A 12,912-nucleotide genomic window follows, 5' to 3' on the forward strand; every position below is an offset into this window, starting at 1 on the left:
GGGATAGCAACGTGAGGCCCATCGAGACGCGATATGCCCTCAGCGGCGACGTGCGGATCGCCTATCAGGTGGTCGGGCAGGGATCGTTCGACCTGGTTTTCGTGCCCGGCCTCATCTCCAATCTCGACCTGCATTGGGAAGACGAGGGCTACGCCAGGCTCTTGAAACGGCTCTCGGCGTTCTCGCGGCTGATCCTGTTCGACAAGCGCGGCACCGGCCTGTCCGACCGCGTCGACCCACGCCACCTGCCCAGCCTTGAAACCCGCATGGACGATGTGCGCGCGGTGATGGATGCCACCGGCAGCGGCCGCGCGGCCTTGCTCGGCGCTTCGGAAGGCGCGCCGATGGCAATGTTGTTTGCCTCCACCTATCCGGAACGGACACGAGCGCTGGCGCTCTATGGCGGTTATGCGCATTTCCACAAATGGGTGATGTCGCCGGAGCGCCTCGAGGCCTTCATCGCGACGGTCGGCACGGAATGGGGCACGGGCGCCACACTGCCCAACTTCGCTCCCGGCCGGGTAGATGATGCGCATTTCACCCAGTGGTGGGCCCGCTTCGAGCGGCTTTCGGCCAGTCCGACGGCAGCGGCAGCCCTTGCCCGGATGAATGCCGGAATCGATGTGCGCGGCGTGCTTTCGGCGATCGGCGCACCGACACTGCTCATTCATCGCCGCAACGACGCGCGGGTCGACCCGGACGCCAGCCGCTTCCTGGCGAAAGAGATCGCCAATGCGCGATTGGTCGAGGTCCCCGGGCGCGACCACCCGATCTGGACCGGCGATGTCGACCGGGTGGCGGACCTGATCGAGGAATTCCTGACCGGCGAGCGTGCCGTGGCCGAAGCGGAGCGCGTGCTTGCCGCTCTTCTGGCGACACGCATCTACGACACGGCGCGGGTTGGCGACCGCATGTGGAGCGAACGTAGCGAGCGCTTCCAGGAGAGCTGGCGGCAGTTGGTCGGCCGTCATGGCGGACGCGTCGCCGGCATCCATGGCGAATTGATGATCTCGCGCTTCGACGGGCCGGCGCGGGCCATACGCTGCGCGGCGGCACTGCGCGATGCGGCGCAACATATGGGCATTGCAAGCGCCCAGGGCGCCCATGTCGGTGAGGTCGAAATGCGCGGGCCGCCGGTGGGGCTGATGGCACGGGTGACGATGCAGATCGCCGCCCATGCCGGGCGCGGCGATATTCTGGCGTCGCGGCTGGCCGCCGATCTGGCGGCGGGGTCCGGCCTGCATTTCATCGATGCCGGGCGTGTCACGGTGGATGAGCTGGACGAGCCGCTGGCGCTGGTCCAGGCAACGTCGGAACAGCACCTGGAGCCGGCCTGCCGCCCCAAGGCGAAACCCGCCGAGCCGGCTCAACTGACGGCGCGCGAAAGCGAGGTGGTGATCCTGATCGCCGACGGCAAGAGCAATGCCGCGATCGCCGCCGAGCTGAGGCTCAGCGAGCATACGGTCAAGCGTCATGTCGCCAACATATTGCTGAAGCTCGATTTGCCGTCACGGGCGGCAGCAGCGGCATTTTCCGCCAGGCAGGCTGGCCCGGACGGGCCATAGGGACCATGGCGCTTTCGGGCGAAGCGGCCAGGTGGGGTCGAGGCGTACCAATTCTCTCCATGCAGGCCAGGCGGATGTCGCCGGGAAAGGCACTGCGGATGGAGGATGCAATGCTGAAGTCAAACAGGTCGATCAAATCGCTGGTGATAGCGGCAGGCGTTGGCGCGCTGTTCACGATCGCTCCCGCCAGAGCCGAGGATGCCTCGGCGGCCGCCGCCTACAAGGACATCGAGGCGACGCTCGGCTCAGTGCCGGACATGTTCAAGACGCTGCCCGATGTCGCGGTTGCCGGCGCCTGGGCCGAGATCAAGGGTGTGCAGCTCAACCCCAAGACCGCGCTCGACGGCAAGACCAAGGAACTGCTGGGGCTGGCCGTCGCCTCGCAGATCCCCTGCCAGTACTGCATCTATTTCCACACCGAGGCCGCCAAGCTCAATGGCGCGACCGATGAGGAGATCAAGGAAGCGATCGCGATGGCGGCCATCGTGCGCCACTGGTCGACGATGCTCAACGGCAGCCAGGTCGACTTCGCGACCTTCAAACAACAGACCGACGGCGTGTTCGCAGCCGTCAAAGCCAAGTCGCAGTGAAAGAAAATGCCGGGCGGTGCGCCGGGCATTGCTTGTGATCATTCAACCGCCCGATCAACGGGCCATGGAGGAGAAGATGCTGACCAAGACGCAGAGCGTGGACGGCGCGGCGATCAAGAAAGCGATCGAAGGACGGGACGGCAGGATGCTCGCTAGCTTCTATGCCGACGACGCACTGGTGCGGGTGATCGACCGCAACAATCCGCCGAGCAAGCCGCGCGAGATCCGCGGCCGGGCGGCGATCAGCACCTTCTGGGACGACATCTGCAGCCGGGCGATGACCCACAAGGTCGACACCACCATCGCCGATGGCGACAATCTCGCCTTCACCCAGGCCTGCGCCTATCCGGACGGAACGAAAGTGTTCTGCGCGGCGATGCTGGAGCTGAAGAATGGGCGGATTGCACGACAGACCGTCGTGCAGGCCTGGGACGAGTAGTTCCACCGCGGAAAGATCAACCGCGGTTTGGGCCGCAAAACTGGAGGAGACAAAAATGTTCAGCGCCAGATGGCAGATCGACGCCAAGTTCGGGCACAAGCAGACCGTGCTCGACCTGTTGAAGAAATGGGAACGCGAGATCGGCTCNGATCGGCTCTCAGGTCGGCATTGCCGATCTCGAGTTCCAGATCATGACCGGTTCGGTCGGAGCTCGGGAAGCGACGGTCGAATCGCATCATCAGGTCGAAAGCCTTGCCCAGCTGGAGGGATTCTTCGCCAGGATCGGCAAGATCGACGCGCACGCCAAATGGGGCAAGGAGATGGAGCCCTACGTCGTTTCAGGCACCAGCCTTTGGAACATCTACCGCATCGTGGAGTAGCCGTGGCAGGTGCAGCAGTTTTCGGCCATCAGTTGCGGCGGCCGAAACTCGTCCGCTGCCCGGAAAACCGCCCTTCCCTGGCCGATCCGGCAGCCGCGACACGTGCCGGCTGATTGGGCAATGTGGCCTGCTTGGCCAGGGCCGCCGCTATCAAGGCGTCGGCCTGGCGCGCGCGCTGGTCCGCGCCGGCATCTCCGGCAGGGTTGCCCGCCACGGCGGAGGTCGACATCCGCCGGCGGGGTTTGAAAGCAAGATAGAGAAGCAACGCGCCGAGCAGTCCAGCCCCAATGACGATCGTCAAACGCGTGCCGGTCATGCCGGTGCGTTCGATCTGGGTGGGGTTGGCGGGGTTCTGGACGACGGTGAGCTTGTCGCCGACCTGCGGTTCGCGGGCACCGTTCTTGTTCAGCTCCATCGTGGCCTCGACGGCATCGGCGCCGGTGCCGACGCGCAAGGTGCCGGTGAATTTCTGGGTCACCTTCCACTCTTTGTCAGCATGAACCGTCTTGAACGCATCCACCAGTTCGCACGGGATCGTGGCGGTGCTGACGGTCTTGTAGACAATCTTGTGGGCGGTCGATTCCATGTCGCATTCGACATTGACCGCGAGGATTTCAGCAGGCGCCTCGGGCCAGCCGCTCTTCTTGATCATGTCCTTGCCGCCGAACACAGCGATCAGCAGACAGAAGCCGCCAATGAGTACCAGCTTGATCTTGGTCGTGTTCATGCGCAAACCCCTCGCCGCGCGGTTTCCCGGCAAGAGGCTGCTCGTTCAGGTTGAATATTCAGTAAATCGTGAACTCCCGCCGTACCGCAAAAGTAACTCTCGCTTAATGTACAGAAAACGGGTTGGAGAATATTTTAGAGATAGTGGCGGCCTCTACCCATGCGCCACCATCACATGACGAACGGCGGTATAATCCTCCAGCGCATAGAGAGACATGTCCTTGCCGTAGCCGGACTGCTTCAGCCCGCCATGCGGCATCTCGTTGGTCAGCATGAAATGGGTGTTGATCCAGGTGCAGCCATATTGCAGACGGGCGGCCGTCGCCATGGCGCGCGAGACGTTCTTGGTCCACACCGAGGATGCCAGGCCGTAGTCGCTGTCATTGGCCCAGTTCACCGCTTCATCGACTTCGGAGAAGCGGGTGATGGAGACGACCGGACCGAACACTTCGCGGCGCACGATCTCGTCTTCCTGCAGCGCGCCGGCAACCACCGTCGGCTGGTAATAGAAGCCGGAGCCTTCGCCCGGCTTGCCGCCGGTGGTGATCTCGATGTGCTTCAGTTCCGAAGCGCGCTCGACGAAGCTCGAGACTCGATCGCGCTGGCGGCGCGAGATCAGCGGCCCGATCTCGTTTTCGGTGTCGTCGGGCTGGTTGTATTTGATGGTCGAGACGGCAGATGAGAGATCGGCGACGAGCTTGTCGTAGATCTTCTTGCCGGCATAGATGCGGCAGGCGGCTGTACAATCCTGCCCGGCATTGTAGTAGCCGAAAGCGCGCAGGCCGTTGACCACGGCGCCGAGGTCGGCATCGTCGAAAACGATGACCGGCGCCTTGCCGCCGAGTTCCAGATGCGTGCGCTTGACCGACTTGGCGGCGGCCTGCAGCACCTTCTTGCCCGTGGCGACGTCGCCGGTGATCGAAATCATGTTGACCTTGGCGTGATTGATCAGCGTGTTGCCGACGCTGTCGCCGCGGCCGAGCACGACATTGACGACGCCCTCGGGCAGCACCTCGGCCAGGATCCTGGCCAGCTTCAGCGCCGTCAGCGGCGTCTGCTCCGACGGCTTGAAGACGACGGTGTTGCCGCCGGCAATGGCCGGCGCCAGCTTCCAGGCCATCATCATCAGTGGATAGTTCCACGGCGCGATGGAAGCGACGATGCCGATCGGGTCGCGCCGCACCATCGAGGTGTGGCCGGGCAGATATTCGCCGGCGACCACGCCCGGCATCGAACGTACCGCGCCGGCAAAGAAGCGGTAGCAGTCGACGATCGCCGGGATTTCGTCATTGAGCACCGCGTTGATCGGCTTGCCGCAATTCAGCGCCTCGAGCGCCGCGAACTCCCGCGCGTTGGCCTCGATGCGGTCGGCGATCTTGAGGAGATAGCCGGAGCGCTGCGCCGGCGTTGTGCGTGACCACAAGACGAACGCTCGCCCGGCGGCAGTAACAGCCGCCTCGATCTGCGCCTGGCTGGCTTCAGGCAGGTTGAGAATGGTCGCCCCGGTCTTTGGATTCAGAATCGGCTCCTCGGTCTCGGTGCCGTTCTCGAACTTCGAGCCGATCAGCATCTGGGTGTCCATGCGGGTTCTCCTTGGTCAGGAGCGAGTAGCGAATAGCGAGTAGCGAATATGGCTGGTCGTGCAATCTCCCTATTCGCTATTCGCTACTCCCTATTCGCTGTTCTTCATTTGCCCGAACCGGCGATCTGGTCGCCGTCGCGGGTCAGGTAATAGGCGGCAAGGATGGGCAGCAGCGTCACCAGCACCACGACCATGGCGACGACATTGGTGACCGGACGCTGGCGTGGGCGGATCAGCTCTTCCAGCATCCAGATCGGCACGGTCTGCTGCTGGCCGGCGGTGAAGGTGGTGACGATGACCTCGTCGAAGGAGAGCGCGAAGGCGAGCATCCCCCCGGCAAGCAGAGCGGTGGCGATGTTGGGCAGGACGACGTGCCGGAAGGTCTGGAAGCCGTCGGCGCCGAGATCCATCGAGGCCTCGATCATTGAGCCGGAAGTGCGGCGGAAACGGGCGACCGCATTGTTGTAGACGACGACAACGCAGAAGGTGGCGTGGCCGAGCACGATCGTCCAGAACGAGAACGGGATGTCAGCTAGCGAGAAGGCCGAGCGCAACGCGATGCCGGTGATGATGCCGGGCAGCGCGATCGGCAGGATGACGAGCAGCGAGATCGTCTCGCGGCCGAAAAATTTCGTCCGTGACACGGCGGCGGCGCACAGCGTGCCCAGTATCAAGGCAATCGCGGTCGAGATGGCGGCGACACGGACCGAAAGCGACAGCGCCTGCCAGACATCCGGCCGGTTCCAGGTGACGGCGAACCATTGTGTGGTCAGCCCCGGCGGCGGCCAGACGAAGCTCTTCTCTTCCGTGGTGAAGGCGTAGACGAAGATCAACAAGATCGGCAGATGCAGGAAAAGCAGGCCGCAGGCGGCAGCGATCTTGAGGCCGAGCGGAGCGGATTGCGAACCGTCAGAGCGCATCGAAGGCCCCCATGCGCTTGGCGCCCCAGAGATAGAAACCCATGATGACGATGGGCACGACGGTGAAGGCTGCGGCGAGCGGGATGTTGCCGGCTGTGCCTTGCTGCGAATAGACGGCCTGCCCGATGAACAGCCGCGATGTGCCGATGATCTGTGGGATGATGTAGTCGCCCAGCGTCAGCGAGAAGGTGAAGATCGAGCCGGCGACGATGCCGGGCAGCGCCAGCGGGAACAGCACGTTGCGGAAGGTCTGGCCCGGCGACGCCCCGAGATCGGAGGACGCCTCGACCAGATTGCCGGGCACGCGCTCCAATGCCGCCTGCACCGGCAGGATCATGAACGGCAGCCAGACATAGACGAAAGCGATGAAGGTGCCGGTGGCGGAGACCGACAAAGAGTTGCCGCCGACGACCGGCAGCGACAGCCAGCCATCGAGCACCCAGAGCAGATGCAATTTGGCGAGCAGCCAGGTCAAAATGCCTTCCTTGGCGAGGATCAGCTTCCAGGCGTAGATCTTGACGAGGTAACTCGACCATAGCGGCAGCATGATTCCGAGATAGAACAGCGCCTTCCAGCGGCCGCGGGCATAGCGCGCCGCATAATAGGCGATCGGGAAGGCGATGACGGCCGAGGCCAGCGTGACCAGCACCGCCATCGTCACCGTGCGCAGGATGATGTCGAGATTGGCGGGCTGGAACAGGTCGCCATAGGTCTTCAGCGTGAATTCGTGGTTGATGAGGCCGGAGAACTCGTCGATCGAGAAAAAGCTCTGCGCCAAGAGCGCGAACAGCGAACCGATATAGACAACGCCGAGCCATAGAACCGGCGGCAGCAGCATGAGGAACAGCAGCAGTTGCGGCTTGCGCCAGAAAAGGTCCGACAGTGCGCCGCGCATGCCACCGCTGCCGGGCAGGATGGCGGGGGCGGAGGTTGAGTTGAGCGCGGCGATGGTCATGGGGCGACCGCGTGCTGAAGGAACCCTGAGAAGCCGCGTTCCTTCACACCCCCCTCTGTCCTGCCGGACATCTCCCCCTCAAGGGGGGAGATCAGCAGTTTCGCTGCCCCGCCAAATCCCCAACGTTGAAGATTGGCGAAACCGGGAGGAACAGCCAAATTCCCCCCTTGAGGGGGAGATGTCCGGCAGGACAGAGGGGGGTGCTTGGCGCCAACCTCAATCATGCCGGCTCGTCCATCAAATGCAAATGCTCGCGGTTGAAGGTCAGCACCACCGCTTCGCCTTCCGCCGGCAGTTTCGTGCCGGCCGGCACGATGGCGTGCAGCCTCAGGCCATCAGCGTCCAACGCCAGTTTTGTGGTAGCGCCGAGATAGTTGGTTCCGACCAGGCGCGCGGCAACCCCTTCGCCTTTCGCAATGCTGCCGATGCGGATCGATTCGGGGCGCAGGCTGCCCCAGCGGTCCTGGCCGGAATAACGCTGGACGAAATCCGGCGGCAACACATTGGAGGAGCCGACGAAATCGGCGACGAAGCGTGTCCTGGGCCGCTGGTAGATGTCTTCCGGCGTGCCGATCTGCATGATCTTGCCGTCATTGAAGACGGCAACGCGGTCGGCCATCGACAGCGCTTCGCCCTGATCATGGGTGACGAAGACGAAGGTGATGCCGAGCGCCTTCTGCAGCGACTTCAGCTCTTCCTGCATGTTCTCGCGCAGCTTGAGGTCGAGCGCGCCGAGCGGCTCGTCGAGCAAAAGCACCTTGGGCTGGTTGACCAGCGCACGGGCCAGCGCGACGCGCTGGCGTTGGCCGCCGGAGAGCTGGCCGGGACGGCGGGCGCCATAGCCCGGCAGGCGCACCAGCGACAGCGCTTCTTCCGCCGCCTTCTGTCGTTGCGGCTTGGCGATGCCCTTGACCATCAGCCCGTAGCCGACATTGTCGAGCACGTTCAAATGCGGAAACAGCGCGTAGTCCTGGAACACGGTGTTGACGTTGCGGCGATAGGGCGGCACGCCCTCGGCGCGTTCGCCGAAGATCGAGATCGAGCCCGATGTCGGCTGCTCGAAGCCGGCGATGAGGCGCAGGCAGGTCGTCTTGCCTGACCCCGACGGACCGAGCATGGCGAAGAACTCGCCGGGCACGATGTCGAGATCGACCGCATCGACGGCGCGCACGCTGCCGAAATGGCGAGAGACTTTCTGGAAGGAAACGGCCGATGTCATGGGCTGTCCGTCTGTTGCCGGTTTGTGGTTCGTCGAAATAGCTCTTGCCGCCACCAATCAGGCCAGCGGGCACGGCACTTCACCTCCCCCTCGATGGGGGAGGTCGCGGCGAAGCCGCGGGTGGGGGTGACTAGCACCGGACGTCAGCGCTGCCCCCACCCCGACGCTGCGCGTCGACCCTCCCCACAAGGGGGAGGGTTAAGGGAGCTCACCGCCCGCCGATGACGCCGATATAGTCGGACACCCAGCGGTAGTAGGGCACGCAGTGGTCGTTCTGGGTGGCGCACTTCGAGACCGGCGTCTTCCAGAACTTGATCTTGTCGAAGTTCTCGTAGCCGTTGGTCTTGCAGCCTTCCTCGCCGAGCAGCTCGTTGCCCTTGCAGGCAGCGGGCACCACGGGGAGCGAGCCGAACCAGGCCGAGACATCGCCTTGCACCTTGGGCGACAGCGAATGCTCAAGCCACATATAGGCGCAGTTGGGATGCGCGGCGTCGGCCTCCATCATGGTGGTGTCGGCCCAGCCGGTGACGCCTTCTTCCGGCACGGTCGAGGCGACCGGCTTCTTGGCGGCAACCAGCGTGTTGACCTGGTAAGGCCACGAACCGGAAGCGACGACGCCTTCGTTCTGGAAGTCGTCGACCTGGATGGCGGCGTCATGCCAGTAGCGGCCGACCAGCGTCCGCTGAACACGCAGCAGCTCGAGCGCTGCCTTGTACTGGTCTTCGTTCAGTTCGTACGGGTCCTTGATGCCGAGTTCCGGCTTGTGGAACATCAAATAGTTGGCGGCGTCGGCGATGTGGATCGGGCCGTCATAGGCCTGGACGCGGCCCTTGTTGGACTTGCCGTCCGGCAGGTTCATTTCCTCGAAGACGACGTTCCAGCTCTTGGGCGCTTCCTTGAAGACATCGGTGTTGTACATCAGGATGTTCGGGCCCCACTGATAGGGAACGCCGTAATGCACCTTGTCGACGGTGAACCAGGGCGCATCCTTCAGACGGTCGTCTACCGCCTTCCAGCTCGGGATGAGATCGGTGTTGATCGGCTGCACGCGCTTGCCGGCAACGAGGCGCAGCGATGCGTCACCCGAAGCGGTGACCAGATCGAACCCACCCTCATTCATGAGCGAGACCATCTCGTCGGAGGTGTTCGCGGTCTTGACGTTGACCTTGCAGCCGCTCTCCTTCTCGAAGGAGGTCACCCAGTCATAGCCCTTGTCGGTTTCGCCGCGCTCGATGTACCCCGGCCAGGCAACGATGCTGACCTCCCCTTCGCCCTTGCCGAGTTCCTTGACCTGGGCGACGGCCTGACCGGAAAAGGTCAGCGCGACCGTCAAGGCGGTGCACGTCTTCAGGAATGAATTCATCGTCAATCTCCCATTTTGGCGCCTGACTGCGAAGCGAGTCGCCGCCGCGGTCAGCCGCAGGCTGAAAAGCGTCAGTTCATCCGATGGCACGTTGCCGCTCTGATGGCGGCTTTCGTCCCTGACATGAAAAGTGCTCGGAAAATTCCGGTTTCGCAAATTCATTTATCAGAAACGCGATATCGGTTTTTCCGATAGATAACCACGCACCCTATCAACGCTGCTGGCGTACCATACGCTGCGACTGGGCAAGGCCGATGAAGTCGCGCGACGCCTGCGGCAGACCGGAGCCGCGGCGCCAGACCATGCCGACCTGGACGACCGGCAGGGAACCCGAAATGTCGCGCGATTCGATGCGGTCGCCTTCCAGCGACCACGGCCGGTAGACTAGGTCTGGCAGCAACGCCACGCCCGCACCTGTGGCGACGAGGCTGCGAACGGCTTCGACCGAGCGGGTGCGAAAGGCGACATGCGGCCTGGCGCCGATCGCCGCCAGAAGCTTGCCGGTGTTCTCCTCGATCTCGTCGACGGTCAGCATGATCAGCGGCTCGCCGGCAATGTCGCCTATGCCGATAATGTCGGCGCTGGCCAGCTTGTGGCCGAGCGGGACCCACAGCCGGTAGGCCGAGACCTCGAGGATTTCCGACTGCAGCGCGGTGCGGTCGCGCAAATTGGAGGTGACCATGACGGCAATGTCGAGCTTGCCGCCGATCAGCAGATGTTCGAGATAGTCGCCATTGTCCTCGATGGCCGAGACATCGACGCCGGGATAGGCGCGGCGGTAGCGCGCCAGCAGATCGGATAGCACATAGCCCGCGACCAGCGAGGTGACGCCGAGCTGCAGCCGCCCGCCGGCCACCACCTGGTCGTCGGAAAAAGCGCGGCGCGCGTCGGAGACGTCGGCCAGGATCTTGGTCGCATGGCGCAGGAACTGGTGGCCTTTGTGGGTAATGTTGAGACCACGCGGATGGCGCTCGAACAATTCGACGCCGAGATCGCTCTCCAGCTCCTTGATCGCCTCGGTGACCGAGGATTGCGAGATGGATAGGTTTTGTGCGGCGCCCGACACCGTGCCTTGCTCGGCGACGGCAATGAAGAACTGCAGCTGGCGGATGGTGAAAGCCATGGCCGGACTAAACACCGGCGCGCCGGGGAAGGAAAGCCGAAGGCGGAGCTTATACCCATACGGCTTGAGGCGCCTCCTGGTCAGCCGAACCCGAGGCGCCGCCGGCAGGCAGGACCGTAGCGAAGCGCGAGCATAAACGCCGTCTCCAGCGCCAAAACGATGACGATGATGCGAAAGCCGATGGCATAGGAATCCCGGCCGCTGCCGCGCATAAGGTAGCCGGTGACGAGGAAGCCGGTATTCCATAGCGTGGCGCCGAGCAGCGTCGCCGCCGCGAAGGGCAAGAGTGGAAGACGGAGCGCGCCGGCCGCGATCGGCAGATAGTTGCGAACCGTCGGGATGAACTGCGCCAGCAAGGAGACCCGGACATGATGGCGGCGATAGGCCTGACCAAGCTTGCTGTAGGTCGCATAGCGCAAGCAGACATATTTGCCGAAACGCTCGACCAGCCTGTCGGCACGATCCAAGCCAATCCGACGACCCAAACTATACCAGACAAGGCAGCCTGTGATGGCGGACAGCGTCGTTACCAGAAGCAGGATCGCCAGCGCCGGGAGATCGGGGGCTGCCGTCATGCCGAGGAACAGCAGCAGCACATGCGAGGGCGGCAGCGGCAGGATCTTTTCGGTGAAGGCGAGGCAGGCGACGCCGAGCAGGCCGAAGCCCAGGATCGCCGACAGTGGATCAGTCATGCGAAGCGCCAGTCATAGGTTTTGAGGTTCTTGATCCTGGACACCTTATACACCGTCATACACCGTCGCCGGCGGAAAGTTGCGGAATATCCGGCCAAGCCGGGTCCGCTTCCAGGTCGGAGCGCGCAAGCGTCCAGGCCGTAGGAAAGACAAGGCATCGTTTGCAGCATGGTGACCTCATTGCTGATGCGGGCGATTCGCCCGGCCCGCATTTCGACGAGGCGCTGTTTGCGGCTGCCAAGTTGCATGGACATTGCGAAGAGCGGGATGATTGAAAAAGAAATTCTTCCCCCACAATGACATCTTCTGCGGCCGGGCGACGCGGCGCGCCTGATGCACAACATCGCCTTCGTGGTATCGGGTGGCGGCATGGCCGGGATCGCGGCGCGCCAGTCGCTGGTGTTTGGCTAGGCCGCAGCGATGCTGAGGCGCGCTCCAGCCTCGGCAAGTGCCGAGGCAATGTCGCGCGGCGGCGGCTGGTCGGTGGCGAGTTCGGAAAAACCGTCGAAGCCGCAGACCTGGACCAGACCCTGGCGACCGAACTTGGTGTGGTCGGTGATGACCAGCGAGCGCTGGCCGCGCGACAGCACCATGCGGGCGAACTCCGCCTCTTCCAGATCGTAGTCGGCAAGGCCTGCGGCGGCATCGACGGCGCCGATCGAAATCACCGCGTGGCTGACCGAGAAGCGGCTGACGAAATCGATCGCCGAGGCGCCGAAGGCGGCCCCGGAATCGCTGCGCAATTCGCCCCCGGCCATATAGACCTTGTTGCCGTTGACGGTGGCCAGCGTGCGGGCGATGTCGGACGAGTTGGTGACGACCGTCAGCCGCCGGTGGCCGAGCAGTTCGCGGGCCAGGAACGAGGTCGTGGTGCCGGTGTCCAGCATGACCGATTCACCGTCGCGAATGGTGGCAGCGACCATGCGGGCGATCAGCCGCTTGGCCTCGGCATTGTCGCGCATGCGCCGCTCGAAGGGCGCTTCGCCGGCCATCGACGGCAGGCCGATGGCGCCATGCATCTTGAGCACCGAGCCATTGCCGGTCAGTGGCTTGACATCCCGGCGCACCGTTTCAAGCGAAACCCCCAGCCGGTCGGCGAGGCTGGCAATGGTGACGGTGCCCTCCTCCTTGAGGAGGCGGAGGATTTCGCCATGCCGTTTCGAATGGATCATCTGGCTTCCTCAATTTGCGGCCTGCCCGGTTTTAGGGCAATGCCGCCTTTTTTAAAGGAATTGCTCGTGGTTTCGGGCAAAACACCCAAAAAAAGTCACAACATTTCATTGACAGTTAGGCAGCACTGGCGTGACATTGACGGCGTGACAGCTTCGGAACTGCCACGGGAGGGTGATGGCAGCAGA

12 protein-coding genes and 1 pseudogene are annotated in these 12,912 nt (G+C 63.6%); 4 read left to right on the plus strand and 9 right to left on the minus strand.

Going from position 1 to position 12,912, the window contains the following annotated elements:
* The first annotated feature begins 11 nt into the window (after positions 1-11).
* The 4 genes and pseudogenes from X771_RS146935 (at position 12) to X771_RS1000000169880 (ending at position 2,974) form a co-directional block, all read left to right on the plus strand.
* Positions 12-1,565 (plus strand): alpha/beta fold hydrolase, encoded by a 1,554-nt coding sequence (locus tag X771_RS146935; protein WP_023688797.1) that lies wholly within the window; start codon positions 12-14, stop codon positions 1,563-1,565.
* A gap of 110 nt (positions 1,566-1,675) precedes the next feature.
* Entirely contained in the window at positions 1,676-2,155 is a 480-nt protein-coding gene (locus tag X771_RS146930; protein WP_023688798.1) for a carboxymuconolactone decarboxylase family protein, read from the plus strand.
* A gap of 76 nt (positions 2,156-2,231) precedes the next feature.
* The gene (locus X771_RS146925; protein WP_023688799.1) at positions 2,232-2,594 is read left to right on the plus strand and encodes a nuclear transport factor 2 family protein; all 363 of its coding nucleotides are present in this window, start codon (positions 2,232-2,234) and stop codon (positions 2,592-2,594) included.
* Between the two features lie 55 nt (positions 2,595-2,649).
* Positions 2,650-2,974 (plus strand): annotated as a pseudogene (locus tag X771_RS1000000169880) (hypothetical protein).
* 28 nt (positions 2,975-3,002) lie between these two features.
* Here the strand turns inward: X771_RS1000000169880 and X771_RS146920 are convergent.
* The 9 genes from X771_RS146920 to X771_RS146880 all read right to left on the minus strand — a co-directional run bounded on the left by X771_RS146920 (position 3,003) and on the right by X771_RS146880 (position 12,726).
* Complete coding sequence (locus tag X771_RS146920) at positions 3,003-3,626, minus strand: hypothetical protein (protein ID WP_245262668.1); 624 nt, start codon at positions 3,624-3,626, stop codon at positions 3,003-3,005.
* Between the two features lie 228 nt (positions 3,627-3,854).
* Positions 3,855-5,282: a gamma-aminobutyraldehyde dehydrogenase gene (locus X771_RS146915; protein WP_023688800.1), complete on the minus strand. Its 1,428-nt coding sequence runs from the start codon at positions 5,280-5,282 to the stop codon at positions 3,855-3,857.
* Between the two features lie 104 nt (positions 5,283-5,386).
* Positions 5,387-6,202, minus strand: coding sequence for an ABC transporter permease (locus tag X771_RS146910; protein WP_023673416.1), 816 nt, complete (start codon positions 6,200-6,202; stop codon positions 5,387-5,389).
* Positions 6,192-7,157 (minus strand): ABC transporter permease, encoded by a 966-nt coding sequence (locus X771_RS146905; protein WP_023685099.1) that lies wholly within the window; start codon positions 7,155-7,157, stop codon positions 6,192-6,194. The genes X771_RS146910 and X771_RS146905 overlap by 11 nt, the downstream gene beginning before the upstream one ends.
* Before the next feature lie 220 nt (positions 7,158-7,377).
* Positions 7,378-8,376 (minus strand): ABC transporter ATP-binding protein, encoded by a 999-nt coding sequence (locus X771_RS146900; RefSeq protein WP_023688801.1) that lies wholly within the window; start codon positions 8,374-8,376, stop codon positions 7,378-7,380.
* A 208-nt stretch (positions 8,377-8,584) separates the two neighbouring features.
* On the minus strand, positions 8,585-9,739 hold the full coding sequence (locus X771_RS146895) for an ABC transporter substrate-binding protein (RefSeq protein WP_023688802.1): 1,155 nt from the start codon (positions 9,737-9,739) through the stop codon (positions 8,585-8,587).
* A 211-nt stretch (positions 9,740-9,950) separates the two neighbouring features.
* A complete protein-coding gene (locus X771_RS146890) occupies positions 9,951-10,862 on the minus strand; it encodes a LysR substrate-binding domain-containing protein (protein ID WP_023673412.1) in 912 nt (303 codons plus the stop codon).
* Positions 10,863-10,942: 80 nt separating this feature from the next.
* Entirely contained in the window at positions 10,943-11,554 is a 612-nt protein-coding gene (locus X771_RS146885) for a DedA family protein (RefSeq protein WP_023688803.1), read from the minus strand.
* Positions 11,555-11,961: 407 nt separating this feature from the next.
* Complete coding sequence (locus X771_RS146880) at positions 11,962-12,726, minus strand: DeoR/GlpR family DNA-binding transcription regulator (protein ID WP_023685103.1); 765 nt, start codon at positions 12,724-12,726, stop codon at positions 11,962-11,964.
* Between the last annotated feature and the right edge of the window lie 186 nt (positions 12,727-12,912).

It is taken from the genome of Mesorhizobium sp. LSJC269B00, from assembly GCF_000502815.1.
Lineage (GTDB): Bacteria > Pseudomonadota > Alphaproteobacteria > Rhizobiales > Rhizobiaceae > Mesorhizobium.